Origin of the sequence: Aneurinibacillus soli, assembly GCF_002355375.1 — a bacterium.
Taxonomy (GTDB): domain Bacteria; phylum Bacillota; class Bacilli; order Aneurinibacillales; family Aneurinibacillaceae; genus Aneurinibacillus; species Aneurinibacillus soli.
In genome coordinates, this window is sequence record NZ_AP017312.1 from 1933977 (window position 1) to 1960622 (window position 26646).

Genomic DNA, 26646 nt, shown 5'->3' on the forward strand with positions numbered 1-26646 from the left:
TTTTTGCTTGTTATAGAAAGTGTAAATAAGCGAGAGCGTGAAAGTGGGGATGAATCGGCTTCGGACGAGTGGAGGATTTGGCCTTCTCACAAGTCCGACTATTTTCTCTTTAAGCAGTCAGGTACAATGGGAAGAGGAAGGTGACACACAGATGCTCAAGCACAAAGGATTCAAATTCCGTCTCTACCCGACGGAAAAACAAGCTACACTCATCAACAAGTCCATCGGGTGTGTTCGGTATGTGTTCAATCACTTTCTGGCGAAACGCAAAGAAGCATATGAGACAAAATAGAAAACGTTGAATTACAAGGCTTGTTCGGCTCTTTTGACGAAACTGAAGAAAGAAGTATCCTGGCTAAAAGCGCCGGATTCTACCGCCTTGCAACACGCATTAAAGGACTTGGATTCGGCCTACCAAAAGTTTTTCAACGAGAAAAAAGGGTATCCAAAATTCAAAAGCCGGAAGAATCGCAGGCAGTCGTACCACACCACGAACAACAAGGATGCGATTCGCATACAAGGTACGTCGATTCGTCTTCCGAAACTTGGACTCGTCCGGTTTGCCAAAAGTCGTGAAATAGAAGGACGGATCCTATCTGCCACCGTTCGCCGGAATCCATCTGGCAAATACTTTGTATCGGTGCTATGTGAAGTGGAAATGAAACCGTTACCAAAAGTAGAAAATCAGGTGGGAGTAGACGTAGGTCTAAAGCAGTTTGCGATTCTTTCTACGGGAGAAAGGTTTGATAATCCGAAGTATCTGCGAAAGTATGAAAGGAAATTGACAAAACTGCAACGTGTCATGAGCAGACGTACAAAAGGCGGCTCTAACTGGAATAAAGCGAGACTCAAGGTCGCTCGTCTGTATGAAAAGATTGCCAACTGTCGCACCGACTTCCTGCAAAAGTTGTCCACTAAGCTGATTCGTGAAAACCAAACGATCTGCGTAGAGGACTTGCAGGTGTCGAATATGCAGAAGAATCATAAGTTGGCTAAAAGCATTTCGGATGCGTCATGGTCGGAGTTTCGTCGGATGCTGGAATACAAAGCCAAATGGTATGGACGTACGCTGAGTTTTGTAGGAAAGACATTTCCATCGAGTCAGTTGTGTTCGGCTTGTGGATACCGGAACCGGGATGTGAAGAATCTGAATTTGCGTAAATGGGACTGTCCGGAATGTCATACATACCATGACAGGGATGTAAATGCGGCGGTCAACATTCTGCAAGAAGGACTCAGGCTGTTAGAATTATAGTCTAACCAACCGTGGGACACACGGGGATAGCCTGGGGTACTTTGTACGAATTCCGCTTAGTAGAGTGGACGAGCCAGGAATTCACCACTTCAAAAGTCGTAAGATTTTAAGTGGTGGGAGTGTTCAATCGGATAATTCTATCATCATAGTACGAGTTAAATATGGAATTATTGTTCCGAAATTCGGAATGTAGAGGTGTCATGAGTGCAAATGAGACAATTCTTAAATCACTATGAGCTGGAAGATGATTCATCTGCGGTGGGGTCACCGATTTTCGATTATACGGGAAATGTTGTAGCCAGTTTGAGTATTGCCGGACTGACGACACGATTCAGTTCTGACCGCTTGCCGTTGCTGATCGAGAAGGTGCAGGAAGCAGCTGCGGAAATCTCGGAGAAACTGGGCTGGATGCACAAATAGCATGGAAGGAGGGGAGGATCATGCGATATTTTCCATTGGGAGACACCGCAGTTGTGGTGGAGTTTGATACGATTATCGGGTCATCATCTCATGAAAAAGTTCGACTGTTATCGCTGTATCTCGATCAGCACCCGTTTGCGGGAATGATTGAATATATTCCTGCTTTTACAACGGTGACCGTATTTTATGACCCGTTTGTTTTGCGGTATGCAGAGGCGCGAGCTGAGCTAAAGCGGGCTGTATCACAGGCGGCACATATAGTAGTGGAACAGAAAGCGCGTACAGTGGAAATACCGGTATGTTATGGAGGGAAATTCGGACCCGATCTGGAGGATGTCGCATCGCATAACGGGCTGACAGTAGAAGAAGTGGTACATATCCACAGTGGCGGAGAGTATCTAGTCTATATGATCGGCTTTGCACCAGGATTTCCGTATTTGGGTGGCATGTCTGAGCGGATTGCGGCACCGAGACGCTCATCTCCGCGCCTGTCCATTCCAGCAGGAACGGTTGGGATCGCTGGGATGCAGACAGGGGTATACCCGATTGAGACACCGGGCGGCTGGCAACTGATTGGTCGGACACCGGTTCCGCTATTCCGTCCGGATATGAACCCTCCGACACTGTTGATGGCAGGGGATATGATTCGCTTCCGACCGATTACACAGGACGAATACGAAAACTGGGAGGGGGATGTCGTATGTGTATCCGAGTAAAGAAGCCGGGTCTGCTTACAACTGTACAGGATACCGGACGCTTTGGATTTCAGAAGTATGGTGTGCTAGCAAGTGGTGCAATGGATACGATGGCGCTTCGGCTGGCTAATCTTCTGGAGGGCAATGAGGAGCAGGCGGCAGCCCTTGAGATTACGCTTTTAGGGCCCCAGCTTGTATTTGAGAAAGCGACGCTTGTTGCGCTTGCGGGTGGCAATCTTTCTCCTGCTGTTGACGGTGTGCCCATACCACTCTGGCGACCTGTATACATACCCGCAGGAAGTATGCTGACATTTGGAGGCGCTGTGTCAGGCTGCCGGACGTATCTCGCCGTCGCTGGTGGGATTTGTGTGCCAGATGTGATGGAAAGCCGAAGCACGTATTTGCGAGCTGGGATTGGTGGATTTCATGGCCGGGCCCTTCAGGCGGGAGATGTGCTCAAGACAGGAGAAGTTGCTTGCTTAATGAAAGCGCCATCAGACGAGGTATCTGTTTTGTCGTGGGGAGTAAGTCATGAGATTCGTCCGGCATACGAGGAGAATCCGGTACTTCGTGTTGTACGTGGACCGGAATTCGAGAGTTTTGCAGAAGAGAGTAGGCAGAAGTTCTGGCATGAGTCATTCCGTGTAACGCCTCAATCTGACAGGATGGGGTATCGGCTGGCAGATGTTTCGCTGGCACTGGCAGAGCCGCTTGAGATGGTATCGTCAGCTGTTAGTTTCGGCACGATTCAGGTGCCGCCGGAAGGAAATCCAATTGTGCTGCTGGCAGACCGACAGACGGCTGGCGGATACCCGCGTATCGCTCAGATTATTAGTGTGGATTTGCCACTGATTGCCCAGGTGAAGCCGGGTGAGCACGTACGGTTTGAAGAAGTTTCACTTGAGGAAGCGCAGGCGCTGTATGTGAAGCGAGAATACGACATAGCACAATTCAAGCAGGGACTGGCCCTGCAAGTTCGATAGGGGGATTTGCATGTACAAGGTAGATATAAACTGTGACATGGGGGAGAGCTTTGGCGCATACCGGATGGGGACAGACGAAGAGATATTACCGTTCGTTACATCGGCGAATATCGCCTGTGGGTTTCATGCCGGAGATCCATCCATCATGAAGAAAACCGTGGCGGCGGCGCTTGCACACGGGGTTGCAATCGGGGCGCACCCTGGATTGCCTGATCTGGCAGGATTCGGACGCCGTAATCTCGATCTAACCTCGGAGGAAGCATATGATATCGTCGTCTATCAGGTTGGTGCCCTATATGGATTCGTTAAGGCGGCAGGCGGGAAGATGCAGCATGTTAAGCCGCACGGCGCATTATATAACATGGCTGCTAAAAATCGTGCGTTGTCAGATGCGATTGCGCAGGCGGTATATGATGTAAACCCAGAGCTGGTACTGTTCGGATTATCGGGCAGTGAGTTGGTTAAAGCGGGTCAGGCAGTGGGGCTTCGCATCGCACATGAAGTGTTTGCGGATCGGACATATCAGGTGGATGGGTCGCTGACTTCGCGCCGGGAAGCAAACGCACTCATTACGGATACAAATGAAGCAGTCGAGCAGGTCATTCGCATGGTAAAAGAAGGCGCCGTTCGCTCTGTGCAAGGACAGGACGTAGCGATTCAAGCGGACACCGTATGTATTCATGGTGATGGTGCGCATGCGCTTGCATTTGCCCGAAGCATTCGGCAGCTGCTGGGGCAGGCGGACATTGCTGTTCAATCTATCATATAAAGAAGGCATCTTAGAAGGGGGAAGTAGTATGGGCAAAGAAAGTAGAAGAATATAGAAAAGAGGCTGCACGTTTTTTTGTTTTCCAAAAGATTTGGAAAAGTAACCTGTATATGTGTGGTTTCTACATTATAATAGGAGCATACATATGATTCATAGAATAGGTGTGATAGCTGTGATTCAATTACGAGAGATTATGACGCCTGTGACCGACTATTTGAGTCAGTCGAGCACGCTAGAACAGGCGATCACTATTATGAAGCGAAAAAAATGGAACATTGTCCCGGCAACGGATCAGGATGGACGCTTGCTTGGCGTATTTACACGCAGCATTCTCTATCAAATGGTGCTTGCCGGGCAACCCTTGCATACGCCAATTCATCCGTTTATGAAAACGGATGTGGTAGCGTTTTCAGTCGATACGCCGTATGACATAATCGAAAAGGTTGTGGAGAATAGTAATGTCGGCTCCGGTGTTGTGCTTGACGGTGAGCAGCGCCCCATCGGTTTGATTACATCAATTGATATTGCCCGGACATTGCTTCGTACGAGCTACTCGTTGCGGGAACAGCTTGAAGCGATACTGGCTACGTCACAGCTAGGGGCAGTTATGACCGATGAACAAAATCAGGTTATTTTTGTGAATGCGCGATTTTGTGACATGCTCGGTTGTGCAGAGAAACAGATCATCGGGCGCAACATAACGGATGTAATCCCGGATATTCATACAACCGAAGTACAAGAAATGGAGCAAGAGGTTCACAAGCGAATTGTGGTTGGGAATTATCGTACTATTGTTCGTCTGTCCAAATATAAGACGGTTAAAGGACAGGAAGGGTTTATCGCCCTGTTTCAGAATATTTCGGAAGTGGAGCGGATGGCAGAAGAGCTTGAATCGGTCAAGCGGTGGAAATCGATGCTTCAGACCGTAATCGATAAAGCGTATGACGGTATTGTGATGATTAACCAACAGGGGCGCATCTCATTTGTAAGCCCGTCTCTTATTGAGCTGTTTGAGCTTGACGAATCCCAGACGATTCATCAGCCGATTGATGGCGTATTGCCACAGCTTGGGTTAACACGAGTTGTCAAAAGCGGACTGGCGGATATAAGCGATTTTATGGAAGTAAACGGCATTCAGTATATTGTACATCGGATTCCGGTTTTGCAAGATCAGCACGTGGTGGGTGCGATCGGAAAAATTATGTTTCGCCAGCTACAGGAAGTGCGGGAGCGCTTCAAACGATTTGATCGTCATGAATGGAAAGAAGGCGTGGCTAGACAGCAGCGACGGCAGGCAGAATCATCCCGTTTTACGTTTGATGAGATTATCACGAGCGACTATCAGATGGAGAAGCTTGTGCGCAGCGTAAGCAAGGCGGCAAAAGGGCGTTCAACGATTTTGATCCGGGGCGAAAGCGGGACCGGAAAAGAATTGTTTGCTCATGCGATTCATAGTATTAGCCCGCGCGAGGAAAAGCCATTTGTAACGGTGAATTGTGCTGCGATCCCAGAGCACCTATTGGAATCAGAATTTTTTGGCTATGAGGAGGGTGCATTTACCGGGGCGAAGCATAAAGGGAAAGTCGGCAAATTTGATCTTGCACATGGCGGGACGCTGTTTCTTGATGAAGTGGGAGATATGTCACTTCCACTACAGGCGAAGCTATTGCGCGTGTTGCAGGAAGGGGAGTTCTACCGGGTGGGTGGTACGGACCGCATTCATGTCGATGTACGGATCATTTCTGCGACGAATCGCCCGCTTGAGGATATGGTGGAGAAGGGGACGTTTCGCGAAGATTTGTTTTACCGTCTGAATGTCATTTCGTTTGAGATCCCCCCTTTACGTCTGCGAAAAGGCGACATTCTTTTATTATGTGAGTTGTTTATTAAGGATTTAAATAAAAGTAATGGGACAAGTGTTACGAGCATCGATCCCGAAGCACAGTGCGTGATGCTCGGGTATGAATGGCTGGGTAATGTTCGGGAGTTGCGCAATGTGTTGGAGCGGGCAATGGTATTTGCCGAATCGGGGAAAATCCAGCTCGATGATCTGCCGGATTATGTGTTGAAGAAAACATCGCTGCCAAATAATCAGCAGCACCCTGTTTTGCAGCAAAATTTATTAAATCAGGCCGAGCAGGATACGATTCAGATAGCTTTGCAGAAAACAAACGGCAATAAATCACAAGCAGCTCGCTTACTTGGGATCAGTCGTTCTGTCTTGTACGAAAAATTAAAGAAGTATCAGATAAGTTGTCTGTGATCCAGTCACTTCTTGTTTGATAACTGTCTGGATTCTAAACATGTTGTCCGAAAAACCACAGGCAGGATGGTGGAGTACGGGATTGTAACGCTGGCATGAAACTTGCTTTTAACTATAAGTAAAGGCAAACAGCACACATCATGTTTGGAGGGGTTCAGATGGCAGGCAGATACATGCAGGAAGAACACAAAATATTTCGCGATGCATTCCGCAAGTTTTTAGAAAAAGAAGCGTATCCATATTATAACATGTGGGAGAAGGATGGTATCATCCCGCGCGAATTCTGGGCGAAGCTAGGGGAGAACGGCTTTCTGTGTCCATGGATAGATGAACGGTATGGCGGACTGAATGCGGATTTCGTGTATGAAGTGATTATTAACGAGGAATTGGAACGGGTTGGATCGAGCTTGATCGGAGTGGGACTACATAATGATATTGTCGTTCCGTATCTCGATACATTTGGGACCGAGGAACAGAAAGAACGTTGGCTTCCTGGCTGCATCAGTGGGGAGCTGATTACGGCGATTGCGATGACGGAACCGGGTGCTGGATCAGATCTGGCCGGAATCCGGACAACAGCGGTACGCGACGGTGAGCATTACATTCTCAATGGGGAGAAAACGTTCATTACAAACGGCATTCACGCCGATCTGGTCGTTGTCGTATGCAAAACCGATCCAGCGGCCAAACCGGCGTATAAAGGCATTAGCCTGCTTGTCGTAGATCGCAACACACCAGGATTCTCACGCGGCAAAAAGCTGGATAAAGTCGGTTTGCGCAGTCAGGACACAGCCGAGCTTATTTTTGAAGATGCACGTGTCCCGGTCCAGAACTTGCTCGGAGAGGAAGGCAGGGGCTTCTATTATTTGATGGATAAGCTGCAACAGGAGCGGCTGGTTGTAGCGATCGCTGCGCAAGTTGCCGCGGAGGAAATGCTGAAGCTAACAATGGAATACGTACAAAACCGGAAAGCGTTCGGCCAGTCGATTGGCAGCTTCCAGAATACTCGCTTCAAAATTGCCGAGATGGCAACGCAGATCGAGATTGGTCGTACGTTCTTAGATGATCTCATCGTCAATCATATGGAAGGCAAAGAAGCAGTCACACAAGTGTCGATGGCGAAATGGTGGCTGACCGATATGGCCAAGCAGGTCGCATCCGAATGCATGCAGCTGCACGGCGGCTATGGGTATATGGAAGAATACGAAATTGCCCGCAGGTACCGCGATATTCCGGTAGCGGCGATTTATGCAGGTACAACCGAAATTATGAAAACAATTATTGCGAAAAATTTGGGACTATAACAAACGATAACGGAGGGATTCTTTATGCGTGACGTCGTAATTGTAAGTGGAATGCGGACACCAATTGGCGATTTTTCCGGAGCATTAAAAAGTTTGACAGCAGTAGAGCTTGGGATTATTGCACTAAAGGCAGCGATTGAGAAAGCGGGCATTGCCGCCGAGCAAATTGAAGAAGTGCTGGCAGGTCATGTGTACCAGGCTGGATGTAAAGGAAATCCAGCTCGTCAGGTCGCACTCGGAGCAGGCTGCAATGTAGAAACGGTGGCGGCAACGATTAACCAGCAGTGCCCATCCTCTATCCGGGCAACAGAAATTCTTGTGCAGGAGATTATGCTCGGCAAAGTTGAGATTGGGGCTGCAGTTGGTTTTGAAAGTATGACGAACGTGCCGCATCTGCTGCATAAAGCACGGGACGGCTTCCGTCTGGGGGGCGGAGAATTTGTTGATTCGCTGTTACATGACGCACTTATTGATCCATACAACAATTATCATATGGGCGTAACGGCCGAAAATCTTGCCGAGCAGTATGAGATTTCTCGTGAGGAGCAGGATGCACATGCGCTGCTCAGCCATCAACGTGCTTGCCAGGCGATCAAGGAAGGGAATTTCAAAAACGAAATCGTTCCAGTTGAAGTACAAACGAGAAAAGGAACCATTGTTATTGATACCGATGAGCATCCGAATCAGGAGACGAGTCTTGAGTCCCTGGGCAAATTGCGTCCGGTGTTCAAAAAGGACGGAACCGTGACAGCTGGTAATGCGTCCAGTCTGAATGATGGTGCAGCGGCCCTTATTATTATGTCCGCAGACAAGGCAAACGAGCTCGGTCTCAAACCGCTCGCCCGTATCGTGGCTACGGCTTCTGCGGCAGTTGATCCGAAAGTAATGGGAATCGGCGTCGTTCCAGCGGTTGAGCGTGCGCTCAAGTTTGCGGATCTGAGTATCGATGACATTGGCTATTGGGAGATTAACGAAGCATTTGCCGCCCAGTTCCTTGCGGTGAACCGGGAGTTAAAGATCGATATCGAGAACGTAAATGCGAACGGTTCCGGCGTATCCCTAGGTCATCCGGTTGGTTCGACAGGTGTCCGGTTACTTGTGACGCTGCTTAATGAAATGAAGCGCCGTGGTGTCCGGTATGGCTGTGCGTCTTTATGTGCAGGCGGGGGCCCGGCTGCGGCTGTGATTGTGGAGGCGCTTGACTAGACTAGCAGTACACAAAAAGTCTACCTGTTTGATGGGTGGACTTTTTTGTGGTTTCAGACTTTGGTGGTGGGGGGAGAAGAGAGAAGCCGTTCGCTTCGGTACGCTTTGCGGAGATGTCTAAACTGTCCGCTCCAGGAGCCCAACGAACTCGCCTGCAAAGAAAAGCCCCACGATGTTTTTTCATGGGAGGATTGCAGGCAAAGGCCCGTTCGTCGTTCTCCTTCCGCTGGGTGAAAAGCGTACAGGCGCTCTCTTACTTCTCGCTTCTCCCCTCCCAACAAAGTTGGGGTCAAAAAAAGAAAAATCCAACATACAGCTACACAAGATGAAGTCATATCTAATTTGCACTTTGTGTTTGATTTCCCAACTGTCGGCAGGAGCGGAGAAGGGAGTCGCCACAGAACGCCTGTACGCGCTACCGAGCGAAAGAGGACAGACAAACGTGCCTTTGCCCACAACACTTCATGGAGAAAGCATCCTGACCTTTTGTGGGCGAGTTTGTCAGTCATCTGGAGCGGCCCTGATACACTTCCCAGCAAAGCGTACTGAAGTGAAAGGCGACTTCCTTCTCTGCTCCTCCACTACACGATGGAGAGATCCAAACCCAACAAGGAAAAATTTTCTGCTACACTAGTACATTCGTAAGCGTCCCAATTTTCTCAATGGAAACCGCAACCTTATCTCCTGGCTGTAGCCACTTCTGCTTATCTTCTGGATATCCGAGGATAACACCCTCCGGCGTACCGGAATAAATGATATCACCGGGCTGCAGCGTCATGTGATGAGACACGTAGCTGATGATGGCTGCGCAACTAAAAATCATATCTTTCGTATTGGCAGACTGGCGTACTTCCCCATTTACCGTACACTGAATACGTAAATTCCCGGCATCCCCTACTTCATCAGCTGTAACCAGATAAGGTCCGACGGGGGCAAATTGATCGCATGTTTTTCCAAGCAGCCATTGACTGGAGCGGAATTGGAAATCACGTGCAGAGAGATCATTGCCTGCGCTGTAGCCGTATACGTAATGAAGTGCATCCGCTTCCGAAACATCTTTGGCAGTTTTTCCGATTACAATAACAAGTTCAGCTTCATAATCGATTTTTTCTGAGTGGCGCGGGAGACGGATCGGTTCCTTATGAGCAGCCAGTGCATTTGCAAACTTGCTGAACAAGACGGGAGAGGTTGGGATCTGCATGTTAGACTCTTCGGCGTGGCTTATGTAGTTTAGACCAACACAAATAATTTTTTCCGGCTTCGATACAATGGGTGCGTAGCTAATTTCTGTTTCATCTATGTACGAAAGATTGGGATGCTCAAGCAGAGTGCGGAGTCTAGCCAGCCCGGCATCTCCCTGTTCGATTACTTGTTCCATGGTAAGCGTTTCGTTAAGAGTAGTACCTACATCAATGATTCCGTGGTCTGTTTTTATTCCGAGGCGAATCTGATCCTGTTGGTTAAAGTTTAAAAGTTTCATAGTTTCCTCCTTATATTAGATGTAGGCTTTTTGGTGATTCCAGTAGCTTTGGTGGTGGGAGGGGGAGAAGAGAGAAGCCGTTCCCTTGGGTACGCTTTGCGGAGAAGTCTAAACTGTCCGCTCCAGGAGCCCAACGAACTCGCCTGCAAAGAAAAGCCCCACGATGTTTTTTATGGGAGGATTGCAGGCAAAGGCCCGTTCGTTGTTCTCCTTCCGCTGGGTGGAAAGCGTACCGAAGTGACAGACGACTTCCTTCTTCGATCCTCCACCGCACATTTGGGAGCTCTAAACCCGCCAAGTCTATTTATGGGTGTAGAAACTGAATATTTCAATTATAAAATCTTTGCTCACGAATGTCATATAGTTGTTTTGTGATTACTATGTAGGGAGCCGCTCTGGTGATGGAATGTTGATTGTTAACGATGTTAATGCTACAGTTTATATGAAAAGTTTTTTGAATGTCACGGATAACAGGAGAGATTTACATTATGATCATATTGAAGAACGAAAAAGAAATTGAACGGATGCATGAGGCAGGTAAGCTGCTTGCTTCGTGCCACAAAAAAATTGCCACAATGATGAAACCAGGAATTACAACCTGGGAGATCGAAGCGTTTGTAGAGAAGTACTTGAAAGAGCATGGTGCGACGCCGGAGCAAAAAGGGTACCAGGGCTATAAATATGCGACATGTGCATCCGTAAACGATGAGATCTGCCACGGGTTTCCGAATAAAAAACCGTTAAAAGACGGCGATATTGTCACGATTGATATGGTCGTGAATTTGAATGGAGCACTGGCTGATTCTGCCTGGACGTATGCGGTAGGAACGGTTTCGCCCGAAGTGGAGCGACTGCTGCATGTAACGAAGGAATCATTATATAAGGGGATTGAACAGGCGACAATCGGCAATCGACTCGGCGATATCGGGCATGCGATTCAGTCATATGTCGAGGCTGCCGGATTTTCGGTTGTGCGGGACTTTACTGGTCACGGCATCGGGAAAACGATTCACGAGGACCCGGCTGTACTTCATTACGGCAAGCCAGGTAAAGGAATGCGCTTGAAAGAAGGAATGGTTATTACGATTGAGCCGATGGTCAACATGGGCACATGGCATAGCAAGATGGACGCGAACGGCTGGACGGCGCGGACGACAGATGGGAAATTTTCGGTACAGTATGAACACACACTGGCGATTACCAAAGATGGCCCTCGTATTCTGACGGAACAAAAATAATGGGTAAGCGGTGAAAGAGCTGGATGCTGCACGTTATTTGTTCAGAATATGTTCAGAAGCGTTTGGTAAAATGAAAGTGGGTACGAGTAGAGCCGGCTATAAGCAAAAAAAGGTTGGGGCCTCAACGTTCCAGCCTTTTTTGTTGTGGTGATATTTTGCTGTAAAAAAGTTACGGTATAGGGGGCGTGCATGAGAACAAGGCTACTAGCATTTGGGATATGTCTTTTATCTTTCACTGTAATTTTTGCTCTTTTTTGGGCGGTTATTGAAAAAAATAAGTCGAAGGAAGTGCCATCCGCCCGACACGGTATCCTTGATTTATCAACATGGGATCTTGGGAAACAGGAGGCCATTCTTTTGAATGGGGAGTGGGCGTTTTATCCAGATCAATTGCTTGTACCAGAAGACTTTACAAGAGAAGAAAAGACGCCGATGTATGTCCAGGTCCCTTCCTTCTGGAATCAGTATAGCATCAATGGCAAGAAGCGTTCTGCTTACGGTAGTGCAACGTATCGTCTGCAAATCAAGCTAAACGGTCGCGAACAGATTGTTGGGATTAAAACATCGATCATTCGTACGGCAAATAAAATCTATGTGAATGGGCAGCTGATAGGATCGAGTGGAGTACCAGGAAGCCCCGAAACCTATTCGCCGAAAAACACACCGTACGTGCGCTATGTGAATGTATCAGGCGCTAAGCTGGACATCATTGTTCAAGTTTCTAATTATGTGTATGCGCCTAACGGTGGAATTTCACATGCGATTTATTTTGGAAGCCAGGCGGCTATTTCCGCATTACGAGAAAAGGCACTTCTATTCGATTGGGTTATGCTGACGAGTTTTTTTCTTATGGGTGTGTATTTTCTTGGACTATATATGCAAAGAAGAAAAGATAGGCCTGTAGTATACTTCTCCCTTTTTTGCTTTTTTTCAGCACTCTATGTCGTTACACATGGGGAGAAGATGCTGTATACGTTCTTTCCCCAAATCGATTACTTTTTGTTTCAAAGACTGCAAGTTATTTCAGGTATGGTTAGTGGGATCAGTCTAGTTTTGTATACATATTTCTCGTTTCCGAAACTATGTTTTTTATGGTTTGTTCGAGTAAGTGTCTTGATAAACAGTGTGCTTATAATGATGTTTCTTATCTTTCCGATGCGCGTTTATTCACAGGTGGATCTTAGCCTCTCATTTTTAGGAGTTATCCCGTACTTTTATATGATTTATATCTCCGTATTGGCAGCGGTTAGAAGGGTGGAAGGAGCAGGCTACGTTACGATTGGAGCTTTTTCATTAATGGTTGCGATGGTGGATACAGTGCTTAATATAAACGGATATTCACCTACGTATCTTTTACCTCCGTTTGAGCCGCTTTTATTTATGGTGATGCATTCTTTCTGGATGTCGCTTCGTTTTTATAATGTCTTTAAAAAGAATGAAGAGTTGTCTATGAAATTGGTCGCGGCTGATAAAGTGAAGGATGAATTTCTCGCCAAAACCTCGCATGAGTTACGAACGCCGCTACATGGAATTATTAACCTGACACAGCTATTGTTAAACGACATCGGGGAACAGATACATCCTAGACAAAAAGAGAGTTTATACTTGATTCATTCAACAGGCAAGCGTCTCTCTAATCTCATTCATGATATTATCGACGTTTCAAAAATGAAGCAGGGCGAATTATCTATTTATCCATCTTGTATTGATGTAAGAACGAGTGCTCAGACGGTACTTGCTATTTTCTCTACGTTACAGCACGAAAAAGGAATCATGCTGCTTAACCATATTCCACAAGACTTACCCCCTGCTTATGTAGATGAGAATCGTCTGCATCAGATTTTCTATAATCTAGTGGATAATGCTCTGAAATATACGTTACATGGAAAGGTTGAGCTTTTGGCTTACGTACATGGTGAGTGGCTGGAGATTGTCGTGGAAGATACGGGAACAGGGATTCCAGAAGATAAATATGATGAAATTTTTCAGTCGTTTCATCAATTAGAGGCGCATATGACCCGGGAGAATAGCGGAATTGGCCTTGGCTTAAATATTACCAAGCAATTAGTTGAATTACACGGGGGGACAATTACGGTAGCGTCAAAAGTAGGAGAAGGAACGCGCTTTACGTTTACGCTACCGATCGCTAAAGAAGAGAGAAAGGAAGAAATACATGAAGAAAACGTGTATTCTCTAAAAAATATGGGGGGACGAGACGTCTCTTTCTCCACTCCGCACAAAATGATCAGGAACGGCGCCTATACCGTATTAGTCGTAGATGATGAGTATTCGAATTTAACAATTGTGATGAATGCCATGGATTTGATGGGATATTCGGTGATTGCAGTAAAAAATGGAGAGGAAGCGATTGAGGTACTGCAAAGTCATCCAACGATTGATTTGGTGATTCTAGATCTGATGATGCCGCGCTTGTCTGGTTTAGAGGTGTGCAGGCACATTCGAAAAACGTCTAGCTTAAGTGAACTGCCTATTCTTATGCTCACAGCAACTGGACAGGTCGGGGATATTCTTGCTTCGTTTGAAGCAGGTGCCAATGACTTTTTACAAAAACCTGTAGAACTTGCGGAATTGAAGGCTAGAGTCGATTCTTTGCTGCTTATGAAAAAATCAGCACAACATGCGATTCAGAATGAGCTGGATTTTTTACAAGCACAAATTACCCCACATTTTTTATACAATACGCTTAATACAATCGTGTCGCTCTCGTATAAGGACAGTGAAAAAATGCGCGAAATCATTCATGATTTAGCGTACTATTTACGTGCAAAGTTTGATTTTAATCGTACAGAGCGCTTCGTCCCGATCCAACAAGAACTTGAACTCGTACGAGCCTACCTGGAGATTGAACAGGTACGATACTCGCATCGACTTCAGATTGTATTTGATATTGATGAGGCTGTTGCATGCCTTCTTCCTCCATTGACCATTCAACCGCTTGTGGAAAATGCGATTCAACATGGAATTGCCCCACAAGTTTCCGGGGGAACGGTGAAAGTTTCCATTCAGCAAATGAGAGACGAGGTTTGTATTGCGGTAGAAGATGACGGAGTTGGAATGCCGCAAGAACGCATTCGCCAAATTCTTGACGGGCAATACGATGGAGTTGGATTTAAGAATGTCAATAAACGCCTGCAAACGATGTACAATTGTCAGTTGCAAATCGAAAGTGCAAGTGGAGAAGGGACAAAAGTAGTCATGTTAATAAAGGAAGAGGGAATGTAACAGGGCTAGCCTCAAAAGGACATGAAACATGACCTTTCAAGGCTAGCCCTTCTTTATCGTAGTTTTTCCTTTGGTAATGCGATCGTAATGGTTGTCCCTGTCTGATCAGAACTTTCGATTTGTAGACGACATTGATAGAAGTTTTGTAAACGTTTGTCCACGTTTTGGAGACCGACTCCTTTGTACTGACCCACAACAATTTCTTTCAGGCGGGATTCCGCAATCCCCACCCCATCATCAGCAACGGTAATATAAATCATATCTATCGTTTGAGAGATCGAGAGCGTAATCGTTCCACCTGAAAGTTTCGGAGCAATTCCATGGCGGACCGCGTTTTCGACGAGTGGTTGAATCGTGAGAGGGGGTAATAAACAGTGAACCGTCTCGTCGATCTCAAAAATAACACGCAGGCGTGTTCCGTAACGTACTTCCTCAATGCCAAAGTAAGCTCGTACTAATTCAAGCTCTTGGGCAAGTGGAATGAGTCGTTCCTGGTTATGGAAGTCAAACTTGGCTCGCAAATAATACGTGAGATCATTAATGATCTCGCGCATTTTCTCTACATCTTTGTAGGAGAGAGAGATAACCGTATTGAGCGTATTATACAGAAAATGCGGGGTAATCTGAGCTTGCAAAAAGTCCAGCTCATGTTGCAGGGCTTCCTGAACAGATTTTTTCAGTAAGAGCAACGACTCCACTCGCGCTTTTAATTCAGGAAGTGCTACAGGCTTTTGCAAGAAATCATTAGCCCCTGCTTCAAAAGAAGCGACAATGTCACCAAGTTGTCCCGCTGCTGTTAGGATAAGAACCGGGATCTCTGTTAGTTTATGGGTGGCCCGGATTGTCCGGCATACGTCTAAGCCGGACATGCGCGGCATCATAAGATCTAGAATCACCAAATCAATCGTTGGATGGCTGTGAAGCATATCCAGTGCCTCTTGCCCATTTTTGGCCGCGATGACGGAATGGCCCATCGAATCGAGAGCGTCGAGCAGCACTTTTAAGTTCGAGTATTCGTCGTCGACGACAAGCACGGTATAAGTCGATTCTTTCAATAACTTGTATGGCGTAGAAAATGATAGAGTAGCAGTAGCTGCGGACTCGGCATCGGTGAATAACGTGTGTTCCTGTATATCCTTATTCCCTTCATTTGCAATCGGTAATGTAAAAGTAAAGCATGAACCTTCCCCTACTGTAGATTGAACGTGAATCGTCCCGCCGTGTAATTCGATGAGCTGCTTCGTAATGCTTAACCCAAGACCGATTCCCGGATTCTCACTTGTCATATGATCTTCAAGTTGGTGGAAGGAGTCGAAAATTTCCTCGAATTTTTCTGCTGGAATTCCTGTCCCGGTATCTTTTACAGAAATGGTTACAAAATTTCCTTCTACATAGCCCAAGAGTTCCACTTTTCCGCTATCTGTATATTTTATTGCATTATCCACTAGATTATAAAAAATTTGCTTCAAGCGATTTTCGTCCGCATAGGCAAGAGGAAGATCGTTGGGAATTTGGTTGATAAGGAGAAGCTGCTTTTCTTTTTGCATCATTTCGAAGAAGGATATAATCATCTGTGCTACGGCTCTCGTGTCAACCGGAACGGGATAAATACGCAACTCACCGTGTTTGATTTTCGATACATCAACAATATCATTAATCAGTGTGGCAAGCCGTTTTCCGATCAAGTGAATGGCGACGAGGCCCTCTTTTTGCTTTGGCTCCAGGTCTTCTTTTTTGTCTTGCAGCAATAGTTCAGCGATATTAATAATTCCATGTAACGGCGTTCGTAATTCATGGGAAGTTTTAGCGAGAAATTCATCTTTACGTTTGTCAAACGTTAATAGTTTTACAGATAGTTCTTCTACTTTTTTGAATGCATTGGAGAAGCGTAGCGACATCCAGAGCGAATGCAGCAAGATAAATAGAACAGGCCAAAATGGTGGCACAATGTTCAAAGGCAAATATCCTATACTAGTAAGCGCGAGCATGATCGTATACATGATTAAGAAAAGCGAGCTAAAAATCAGATAGAAAGTCCCTTCTACCCGGCGAATGGACGCTAGTATTGACATGTACGTGAGATACATCCATGTGTAAAGAGCAAACGTAATTTGCAAAATCTCAAAACGACTATGAACAGATAACGGGCAAGCAACTACAGCTACTAGGAAGATTCCGACTGCCAGACAGATTCTAATCACCCATTTGGAGCATAGCTCTCGGAAGGAATAATATGTGTACATTGTCAGGCCAATCAAGGTGATCGAGGTAGAGAAAAATTGCAGTTTGGCAAATACATAATAATGGATGGACGGGACGAACATGTACAATATTTTCTCGCCGTGTGTAGCTGCATAAAAGGCCGCAGCCAAGCAATACAGTGCAAAGTATAGTAAAAATAAATCGCTTCGTCTTTGTGTATATAGACCAAACAAATACAGTCCCATTATGGTCATGCTCGTTATGACAATGGAATCGAACAACAAGGCTTTATTTTGCAGAGCCGCGATGGATGTCTGTTCCCCAAAATAAATCGGATCGATGATTCCCCCGCCAGGAGCGTAGTCGTAGTTTGCGACATGAACGAGTATCTCCACGACCCCACCTGATAGTTGTGTATAGCGGGTATACGGTGTGTTTTCCGGAGAATAGGTAGCATTGGTTTTTGGAATGCCGCTTGCCCCGAGCTGTTTGCCATTGATATAGATACGGTTTGACATACGGATGATTGACGTTTTAAGGCCGAATACTTTTTCCGCATGTGGCAACTTGATTTGTAAGCGATAGGTGGCACTTCCAAAGGGCGAAAGCGATTTTCCATTACGGGTATAACGATTCCAGGGAGATGGAACAGGCACATACTCTGGCGTAGGCCGTGAAACAACAAAGTCATGATGGGTTAGCAGTTGATTCGGATAAAACTCCCATTCCCCTGTAAGAGGAACAGCCCCATTTTTCGTGAAATCCCAGGTGGATAAATCGAGGAAACCATGCTGTGATCGTGGAGATGTCTGATGGTTGAACTTATTCATCATCCACCATATCCCGTAAAAAATCCCGATGAAAGCAAGGATACAAAGAAAAAAAGCGAGTAGTCGTGTTTTCATGTATGCACCTCAACTAGATATAAGCAAATAGACTTTGTAGGATTATTGTATCATAAATCGCTACATAGATAAGGAGTATGTTCCTTAGCTCTCAATCGTTATAGTTTTAAAAATGTTTAGATAATTGAAAATATTATATTGACACGAAAGAATGCCCATATTATTATTTTGGTATCAAACGTTAAATATTTAACGATTTAATAAATTCTAACAATAGTGAGGAGGAACGTGGAAAAGGTAGAGCGTGCGGTATATTTCCACTAAAAATGTAAGCGTTATTATTTTATCTTTATTCTAGGGAGGGTTTGGTATGGCAGTACGGACAGGGCAGCAATTTCTTGAAGGGTTGAAAAACGATGGACGTGAGATTTGGTTAGATGGGGAGTTAATACAAGATGTAACGACTCACCCGGCGTTTAAAGGGGCAGCCGAGCATATCGCGAAACTGTTCGATTTGCAGCATAAATATCCAGAAATTATGACAGCTACTTGCCCGGAAACAGGTGAAAAATTTGGAATTACCCATCTGATCCCAAGAAGCAAAGAAGACATTAAACGAATTCGTAAAGCGATGAAAGTGTGGGCCGAAGCTTCTGTCGGCTTAATGGGCCGAAGCCCGGATTATATGAATACAACCTTTGCTTGTTTTGCGGGCCATGCTGATGTATGGGCTCGTCGTGGAAACGAGCAGGGTGCACGAAATATGATTGCATATCAAAAGTATGTTCGAGACAATGATTTAATTATGACTCACTCAATTATTAATCCTCAGGTGGATCGTTCCGTATCGGAAGCCGAGCAGGGCGGCGGGGAAGTGTCTTTGCACAAAGTAGGGGAAACAGAAGATTCGATTATCGTACGGGGTGCACGGATGCTGGCAACGCTGGCACCTTTCGCAGATGAATTAACTGTATATCCAGGCAGTGATATCCGTCTTCAAGATAAGAAGTATGCGATTTGTTTTGCAGTTCCGATGAATACGCCGGGGCTTAAATTTATCTGTCGCGATTCATACAGCAAGGAGAGAAATAACTTTGACTATCCGTTGTCTTCTCGCTTTGATGAAATGGATGCCGTCGTTATTTTCGATGATGTACACGTACCAAAAGATCGCGTGTTTATGGACGGGGATACGGTAGGTTATTCGGAAGTAATTGGAGACGGATACTGGAGAAACTATATCATCTTCCAGGCGATGAACCGCGCCTTAACTAAACTTGAGTTTGCCTTTGGTCTTGGCCATATGATTGCCGATACGACAGGGGTAAATGCATTCGATCATGTTCAAGAAAAACTCGGGGAAATCTGGAACATGATGGAGATGACACGCGCAGGTGTAGTGGCTGCCGAGGAAGGGGCTTTTGAAGTAGATGGCAAAGGAATCTGGGCACCGGATGATAAGCCGTTGATCGCGCTTCGCGGTTTGATGCCGAAATGGATTCCACGAGCTACTGAACTGCTGAAAGTTATTGGTGGCGGTGGATATATGCTTACGCCATCTTTGAAAGATATGAACGGACCGCTGGCGAATGATATTACGAAATATTACCAGGCACGCAATGCTGATGCAGAACAACGCATTCGCTTATTCCGTCTCGGCTGGGACTTTATCGGCTCAGAGCTTGCTGGACGCGGTGATTTGTACGAACGTTTCTATCTGAGTGACGCTTACCGCATGACAGCATTAAACTACAAAGTCGCCGAGAAAGAACATGCCGAAATGCTAGTGAAGCAGTTCTTGAATGAGCCGGTAAACGAATTACAGGCCACAAAGTAAAATAGCTTGGGATCGCTTCTTCCTCTATAGTCTAGTATAAGGAAGAAGCTTTTCTCGTATGTAGCTGCTGGAATAGCCAGAATAGATAATCCTAGCAAAAGAGGGGGCGCTTTTCTATGGAAACAGAAACGACTTCTATTAATGGGTCGGTTACGATTGGAACATCTGGTCAAAAGGCAGAATTAAAACGAGTATTAAAGACGCGTGACTTAGTTATATTTGGGATGGTTTTCATGGCGCCTGTTTCCGCTCAGACTCTTTTTGGTTCACTTGCACAAGTATCGCAGGGGCATGCTGTTTTGTCGTATATTGTTGGGCTAGTCGCGATGATATTCACAGCATATTCGTATGGTAAAATGGCAGAGGTATTTCCGATTGCAGGTTCTACGTACAGTTATACATCACGGGCGATTCATCCGTATGTAGGTTTTATTGCGGGCTGGTCTATGCTGCTTGATTACGTGCTCATTCCCATTTTGTTATATAAACTGAGCGCAATCTATGCGATGGAATTGCTGCCGTCTATTCCACTTTGGCTGATGCTGCTTTTGTTTGTCGTTCCGGTAACGGTGTTTAATTGTATCGGAACGCAGGTTGCTTCAAGAGTGAATATCTTCATGACCATAATCATGGTATTAAGTATTGTTTTGTTTGTCGGTTTTGCGATAAAGGCATTGCTTCATGGAGTAGGTGTCGGAAGTGTTTTTTCGATGCAAGGGATTTATCATGCACAAACCTTTACGTGGCACTCTCTGATCGGGGGAGCATCCATTGCAGTTCTTTCTTTCCTCGGTTTTGATGCGGTAACAACGATGGCAGAAGATTCAAGTGTTTCCGGGAAAATGGTTGGAAAAGCTGCGGTACTAGCCTGTGTGATAAGTGCGGTGTTGTATGTGGCTCAAGTTTATTTTGCTACGTTAACATTCCCGAATTTCACGGCTTTTCAGTCACCGGATACAGCCTTTTTCGAGATTACGACGCTTGTGGGAGGAAGCGGGCTGGCTACGCTTTTAGCGTTAATTATTTCGCTTTCTGGCATTTCGACAGCTCTGGCAGGGCAGGCAGCCGCTTCCCGCTTGCTATACGGAATGGGGCGTGAACGTGTATTGCCCAAGTTTTTTGCACATCTTCATCCGAAACATAAAACACCAGCCTACAGTATTTTATTTATGGCAGCTACCGGGTACATCGGTGCCGTTTTGATTGACTTAAGCGTACTCTTTTTGATCATTGTGTTCGGTGCGCTAATCGGATTTCTCTGTGTGAATTTATCAGTATTCATCGAGTATTACATCAAGAGACAAGAACGTTCGTTTACGGCTTTTGTTCCATATGTATTGTTCCCGCTAGCTGGATTGGTTGTATGCGCTTACATCATGTGGGGGATGGATCGAATTGGGCATATTGTCGGAGGAAGCTGGCTTGTGCTCGGGATTATTTATCTGGCTATCATGAGTAAAGGCTTTACGAAAAAAGTCGAGATGTTTAAAGAGGATTCGTTTTAGTTGCGTTACGACAGTGGGGCTGTCTCGGAAGCCAGAGCATGGCGAACGGGATAGCTCTTTTTTTGTAGAATCGACAACGTGTGGTGGTGAGGGAGTGGGAGAAGGGAGGAGCCGTTCGCTTCGGTATGCTTGCAGGGAAGTGTTGACTGTCCGCTTCAGGAGTCCGACGAACGTGCCCGCAAAGAACAGCCTGCGATGTTGATTCATAGAAGGATTGCGGGCAAAGGCCTGTTCGTCGTTCTCCCTCTGCTGAGTAGGCACATACAGGCGCTCGTGCTCCTCCCTTCTCCCACTCCCCGCACAACGTTTCGGTTTACAGAAAACACACAACGCCAGAATGGATTCACTCGATAACCACTGGTTTTTCGCAAGACCGCTTTCTTATCTTTTACCTACATATCAAAGCTCAGCTGTAAAGTAGCAATAAAGTCGTTTAAATCTATATGTTACTCCACAATCGCGCCCGATTGTGGAAGATTACAAAAGCTTCTATTAGCTGGTTTAGTTTAGTATCAAACTAATCAGTAGGTTCTCCTTCTCGAAATGAGAATGCCAATTTTCAAAATAATCATTTTCAGCTTCGCCTCGTCATTTAAGCAAAGGGTAAAATTAGGGTATCTATTTAAATTGAATTAATTCCTGTAAATGAATATTTCACTAAATTTTCAACATAAACATCATCCAAATTTTCACCTATCACTAGCAATCTATAGAAAATTGGTCCGTAAATGAGGTCAACACTTAAATCGAGATCGAGATTTTCCCTCAAATCCCCTCGCTGAACCCCCCGTTCCAAAAGCTGCTTAGCCTCAAGCCGGCGAGGATGGAAGTATCTGGTCCGATATGCCTCCGCCAGTCTTGAATCAAATTGCCCTTCACCAATCAACTCCTTAATGATTTTACCTTCCCGACTGGTCAAAAATCGAGCTAAACTAGTGGCATGGATAAGTATGTCATTAAATACTGAACCCGTGTCAGGAATCGGCAGTCTTGCCGTAGCAGCAGCTAGAAAGCCGTCCATAACAACGTCTGCTTTGTTGGTCCACCATTTATAAATGGTGGCTTTACTAACCCCTGCCCGCTCCGCAATTTTCTCTACAGTGACTGTTCCAAGGCCATTTTCCAACAACAAATCATATGAAGCAGAAAGGATAGACTTTTGCGTTTCAACATTACGTGGACGCCCTCTTTTGGTATTCACTCGAATCCTCTCCTTTACAATAAAAACTGTACGTTTATTATATTAAATATTCAACAAGAAGAAAAAAATAGCTATTTACAAAACTATACGTTCAGTATATTGTTTAAATATGAATTACTAAACTGTGCGTTCACTATTTAATTTACGATGGCAGTACTGATTATTCTTGCCCTTCCATACACTAAAATATGAAAATGGGGAGGATTACAATGAAAACGAATCAAATTATCGAGGGTAAACGCATTTCAAGCTGGATTATGTTTCTGTTAGCATCCTCATGTGGTCTTATCGTTGCCAATCTTTATTATGCGCAAACTCTGGTAGGACCTATCAGTGTCTCTATAGGTCTTTCTTCCGCAGCAGCAGGATTTATTGTCACCTTAACACAAATCGGTTATGTTGCAGGGCTGCTGTTTATCGTACCGCTTAGTGACATTATTGAAAATCGGCGCCTCGTGGCAGTATCACTAATTGTTGTGGTATGTGCATTGCTTACGGCAACATTCGTACCCAATGCGCTAATTTTCCTGACTGCGTCCCTGTTTATTGGACTGGGATCTGTAGTAGCCCAAATACTGGTTCCCTATGCCGCCCATTTAGCGTCTGAAGAGCAGCGCGGCCGCGTGGTTGGAAACGTGATGAGTGGACTCTTACTCGGAATTATGCTTGCCAGGCCGCTGGCAAGCTTTATAACCAGCATTTGGGGATGGCAAACAGTATTTGCTTTGTCGGCGATTGTTATCGCCCTATTGGCGGTTCTGTTGTCACGTATTCTTCCTGAGCGTAAACCTTCACCTACGATAAACTACGGTAAATTAATTGTCTCTTTAGGCGCCCTTTTAAAACAAACGCCTATATTGCGTCGCCGGGGCATTTATCAAGCTTGTTTATTTGGAGCCTTTAGCCTGTTTTGGACTGTGGTTCCTTTACGATTGGTGGATGAATTCGGAATGTCCCAGCAAGGCATCGCATTGTTTGCATTAGCGGGTGTGGGAGGCGCGATAGCAGCACCTATAGCTGGAAGACTTGCGGATAAAGGCTGGACCGGATTTTTGACCGGATTGGCAATGATTATTGCCACCTTGTCTTTTTTGATGGCATATCTTTTTCAAGGCCATTCAACAACGGCTCTCATATTGCTCATTCTTGCCGCTATTATGCTGGATGCGGCCGTATCGGGAAATCTTGTACTTGGTCAGCGGGCGATTTATTCATTGGGGAGTGAAGCAAGAGGCCGACTGAACGGGCTTTTCATGTCTATATTCTTCATTGGCGGAGCAATTGGATCTTCTTTGGGCGGTTGGTCTTATGCCCATGGCGGCTGGAGCTTCACATCTCTAATTGGAGTTGTTATGCCTCTTTTAGCCTTACTTTACTTTCTTACTGAAAAAAGAAACATCTGCAAAGGACGTTGAAATCCTTGTAGATGATTCATTCAGGGCAGTGAAACTCCCAAAAGGCGGGAGAGCACATTGCAGGCAGCGATGAGGCTAGGAGATCGATTCTCCTAGGCGCTGTAAACAAAACACCGACTATAGCAGGTCGGTGTTTTTCGTTTGAGAGCCTTGCTCCATTAAATGACCCGATTGTTGAATAGTTTGACCCGCATTTTTTAAACAACTTTATTGTAAATTAAACAACTTTTTTGTCACTTATCATCAGCTTCTTGATATTGCTTGATAGTGTTTACCCAAAGTGTGCTAGGAGCGGTATCGGGCGGGGCAACGGAACGCCTGTACGCGATCCCCAGCGGAAGGGGTCAGGTGAACGGGCTTTTGCCCACAATCCTTCGATGTGAATACACCGTGGGATCTTTTGTGGGCGAGTTCATCTGGCACCTGGAGCGGACAGTTCCGACTTCTTCGTAAGCGTACCAAAGTGACGAGGCCCCGCCCGATCCCGCTCCTCCACTACCCTTTGGAGAAACCATCCATCAAGATGTTAGAAAAGCAATAGTTTTATTAATTATCAAATGATATAATGAACTTATTGTATGGAATCATTTTACATCGCAGATGGTAGGAGGATATACATATGTTTGAAGACGATTTTCTGCCTGAGGAAAAAGATATTATAGACCGACTCAATGGTCAGCCATATAATTTTGAAGCGATGACGGTTGCAACGAATTTATACCGAGCTGCCCAGCGCATGAGAGTAAAGATGGAACGGGAAGTTCTCTCTGCTTATAGTCTATCCTGGACGGCATTTGATTTGTTACATAATCTTTGGATATGGGAGCCGCTTGAAATGAGAAAGGCAGCCAAGCTGATGGGAGTAACGGTAGCGACTGTTAGCAGCATTACAAACACATTAGAGCGGAAAGAGTTATGTATGCGGCTCGTAGATCAGCGCGACCGTCGATTGGTTCAACTCAAGCTGACAGACCAGGGCAGAGAAGTTATTGAGGAGTTATATCCTAAATTCAATAAAGGAGAGGTTGAAGTTATAGAGGGGTTAACAGAACTAGAACAAAAAATCATCACGAATTTACTGCGAAGAATTATTCGGAATATGGATGATCCAGATTAAAAAGCCAGTCTCAAAAGTCGCGTATGACGATTGAGACTGGTTTTTTTAATTGGTTTAGCCAGTGCTATTTATTATCAATCGTTAGATAACAAATGACTTGACAGACAATTCTTGGTGTAATAATCTTAAGATATCTAAAAGTTCAAACAATTTAAAAATTTAAAGAAGACAGGAGTGCTTGCGTTGCTTACAAGATCAACCGACAAAATTATCGTGGCAAATGTGCCTGTATCACCGGATCACTATATTGGAGGTCAGCGGATTTCTTCCGAGAAAACGTTTACAGTTAGTAGCCCAGTGGATGAATCTATTCTCGGAGAAGTAGCAGCAGGAGGAGCAGAAGAAGTAGATGCCGCAGTAAACGCAGCATTGAAAGCGCATCCAAAATGGGCGGCGTTAGGGCCAAAAGGGCGCGCTGTCTATCTTCGTCGCTTTGCTGACATTATCGAAAGTCGTGTCGAAGAACTGGCAGCAGTAGAAACGATGAGTAACGGATCATTGCTCGAATCAGGTCGTAAGCGCGTTATGAAACGTGCCGCATATAACATTCGTTTTTTCGCAGAATGGGCAGAAAATCTAAAGGGGAAAACGTGGGAGTCAAACGGTACGCAGTATAGCGTTCAGTATCAGCCGTCAGGCGTCGCGGCTTTAATTACGCCGTGGAATGCACCACTTATGTTAACCACCTGGAAAGTAGGTCCGGCATTAGCCGCGGGAAATACGGTCGTTGTAAAGCCGCCGGAATGGGCCCCGTTCACCTGCTCCCTGCTTGCTGATTGTGCAGAAGAAGCGGGTCTTCCAGCTGGTGTGTTAAACATTGTACAGGGAATAGGCGAAGAGGCGGGGGCGGCTCTGACCGAGCATCCGGGAATTAGCCGGATTTCATTTACCGGTTCCGTTGAAACCGGGCGCATCATCGGGAAAGTTGCGGCGGATCGTATCGTTCCTGCCAGTATGGAACTGGGAGGGAAATCGCCACTTGTTGTATTCGCAGACAGTGACTTTGAAGCGGCCGTTCGAACGGCGATCGGACAATATGATAATGCAGGGCAAGTATGTCTGGCAGGTACACGGATTCTTGTGGAGCAGTCGATTGCAGACCGATTTTTAGAAGCGATGACAGAGGCAGCAGGAAGAATCGTACTAGGTGATCCGCGTAAGGAAGAGACAGATGTCGGACCGTTAATTACCCGCGAACATATGAACAAAGTAGAGGGCTTTGTCGAGCGTGCGAAAGAGCAAGGGGCTCGGCTTGTGTATGGTGGTAACGTATCTGAACAACTGGGCGGGCTGTATTTTGAACCGACGTTGTTTACGGATGTGCCAGAACATGCGGAGATTTTAAAAGAGGAAGTATTTGGTCCAGTGCTGACTTTCCAGACCTTTAGCATAGAAGAAGAAGCTATTCAAATGGCAAACAACACGGAGTACGGATTAGCCGCCACGATCTTTACCGGAAATGAAGATCGTGCGAAAAGAGTTGGAAGCGCAATCACAGCTGGAACCGTATGGATCAATACGTTTTTTGCCCGCGACTTATCAGCACCGTTTGGCGGAAGCAAGAAGTCAGGGATCGGACGCGAAGGCGGGGATTGGAGCTTTGATTTCTTCTGTGACATTGTCACGCTAGCTCATAAGACAGATTCATTCTCGTCATAAAAAAATCTT

General features: G+C 45.7%; 17 protein-coding genes and 1 pseudogene. 15 read left to right on the top strand and 3 right to left on the bottom strand.

From position 1 onward, the window contains the following. Positions 1–151 precede the first annotated feature (151 nt). From tnpB to CB4_RS09850, 8 genes and pseudogenes are all read left to right on the top strand, one after another. Positions 152–1255: pseudogene (gene tnpB, locus CB4_RS09815) on the top strand (IS200/IS605 family element RNA-guided endonuclease TnpB). 210 nt (positions 1256–1465) lie between these two features. Then, a complete protein-coding gene (locus CB4_RS09820) occupies positions 1466–1675 on the top strand; it encodes an IclR family transcriptional regulator domain-containing protein (protein ID WP_096465447.1) in 210 nt (69 codons plus the stop codon). Positions 1676–1695: 20 nt separating this feature from the next. Then, positions 1696–2391, top strand: coding sequence for a 5-oxoprolinase subunit PxpB (pxpB, locus tag CB4_RS09825; RefSeq protein ID WP_096465449.1), 696 nt, complete (start codon positions 1696–1698; stop codon positions 2389–2391). Then, positions 2376–3353, top strand: coding sequence for a 5-oxoprolinase subunit C family protein (locus CB4_RS09830; RefSeq protein ID WP_096465451.1), 978 nt, complete (start codon positions 2376–2378; stop codon positions 3351–3353). The genes pxpB and CB4_RS09830 overlap by 16 nt, the downstream gene beginning before the upstream one ends. 10 nt (positions 3354–3363) lie before the next feature. Further along, positions 3364–4122: a 5-oxoprolinase subunit PxpA gene (pxpA, locus tag CB4_RS09835; protein ID WP_096465453.1), complete on the top strand. Its 759-nt coding sequence runs from the start codon at positions 3364–3366 to the stop codon at positions 4120–4122. A 145-nt stretch (positions 4123–4267) separates the two neighbouring features. Next, a complete protein-coding gene (locus CB4_RS09840; RefSeq protein ID WP_231956213.1) occupies positions 4268–6385 on the top strand; it encodes a sigma 54-interacting transcriptional regulator in 2118 nt (705 codons plus the stop codon). 158 nt (positions 6386–6543) lie between these two features. After that, positions 6544–7689 carry an acyl-CoA dehydrogenase family protein gene (locus tag CB4_RS09845; protein WP_096465456.1) on the top strand — a complete coding sequence of 382 codons (1146 nt, stop codon included), beginning with the start codon at positions 6544–6546 and terminating at the stop codon, positions 7687–7689. Positions 7690–7713: 24 nt separating this feature from the next. Next, positions 7714–8895 carry a thiolase family protein gene (locus CB4_RS09850; protein WP_096465458.1) on the top strand — a complete coding sequence of 394 codons (1182 nt, stop codon included), beginning with the start codon at positions 7714–7716 and terminating at the stop codon, positions 8893–8895. A gap of 625 nt (positions 8896–9520) precedes the next feature. Here the strand turns inward: CB4_RS09850 and CB4_RS09860 are convergent. Next, a complete protein-coding gene (locus CB4_RS09860; RefSeq protein ID WP_096465462.1) occupies positions 9521–10375 on the bottom strand; it encodes a fumarylacetoacetate hydrolase family protein in 855 nt (284 codons plus the stop codon). A 488-nt stretch (positions 10376–10863) separates the two neighbouring features. On the opposite strand from CB4_RS09860, the gene map reads away from it, so the two are divergent. Continuing rightward, the gene (gene map, locus CB4_RS09870; RefSeq protein ID WP_096465466.1) at positions 10864–11613 is read left to right on the top strand and encodes a type I methionyl aminopeptidase; all 750 of its coding nucleotides are present in this window, start codon (positions 10864–10866) and stop codon (positions 11611–11613) included. Positions 11614–11802: 189 nt separating this feature from the next. Then, positions 11803–14856 carry a hybrid sensor histidine kinase/response regulator gene (locus CB4_RS09875; protein ID WP_096465468.1) on the top strand — a complete coding sequence of 1018 codons (3054 nt, stop codon included), beginning with the start codon at positions 11803–11805 and terminating at the stop codon, positions 14854–14856. Positions 14857–14909: 53 nt separating this feature from the next. Here the strand turns inward: CB4_RS09875 and CB4_RS09880 are convergent, their stop codons facing one another. Then, positions 14910–17963 (bottom strand): hybrid sensor histidine kinase/response regulator, encoded by a 3054-nt coding sequence (locus tag CB4_RS09880; protein ID WP_096465470.1) that lies wholly within the window; start codon positions 17961–17963, stop codon positions 14910–14912. A 310-nt stretch (positions 17964–18273) separates the two neighbouring features. On the opposite strand from CB4_RS09880, the gene CB4_RS09885 reads away from it, so the two are divergent. Continuing rightward, positions 18274–19740 carry a 4-hydroxyphenylacetate 3-hydroxylase family protein gene (locus CB4_RS09885; protein ID WP_096465472.1) on the top strand — a complete coding sequence of 489 codons (1467 nt, stop codon included), beginning with the start codon at positions 18274–18276 and terminating at the stop codon, positions 19738–19740. A gap of 116 nt (positions 19741–19856) precedes the next feature. Then, complete coding sequence (locus CB4_RS09890; RefSeq protein WP_096465474.1) at positions 19857–21245, top strand: APC family permease; 1389 nt, start codon at positions 19857–19859, stop codon at positions 21243–21245. Positions 21246–21867: 622 nt separating this feature from the next. On the opposite strand, the gene CB4_RS09895 is transcribed toward CB4_RS09890, so the two are convergent. After that, positions 21868–22446, bottom strand: a complete 579-nt coding sequence (locus tag CB4_RS09895) for a TetR/AcrR family transcriptional regulator (protein WP_096465476.1) — start codon at positions 22444–22446, stop codon at positions 21868–21870. 209 nt (positions 22447–22655) lie between these two features. Here CB4_RS09895 and CB4_RS09900 point away from each other — a divergent pair, with 209 nt between their 5' ends. From CB4_RS09900 to CB4_RS09910, 3 genes are all read left to right on the top strand, one after another. After that, positions 22656–23861, top strand: coding sequence for an MFS transporter (locus CB4_RS09900; RefSeq protein ID WP_096465478.1), 1206 nt, complete (start codon positions 22656–22658; stop codon positions 23859–23861). A gap of 619 nt (positions 23862–24480) precedes the next feature. Beyond that, entirely contained in the window at positions 24481–24978 is a 498-nt protein-coding gene (locus CB4_RS09905) for a MarR family transcriptional regulator (RefSeq protein ID WP_096465480.1), read from the top strand. Positions 24979–25161: 183 nt separating this feature from the next. After that, the gene (locus CB4_RS09910; protein ID WP_172890847.1) at positions 25162–26637 is read left to right on the top strand and encodes an aldehyde dehydrogenase; all 1476 of its coding nucleotides are present in this window, start codon (positions 25162–25164) and stop codon (positions 26635–26637) included. Positions 26638–26646 lie beyond the last annotated feature (9 nt).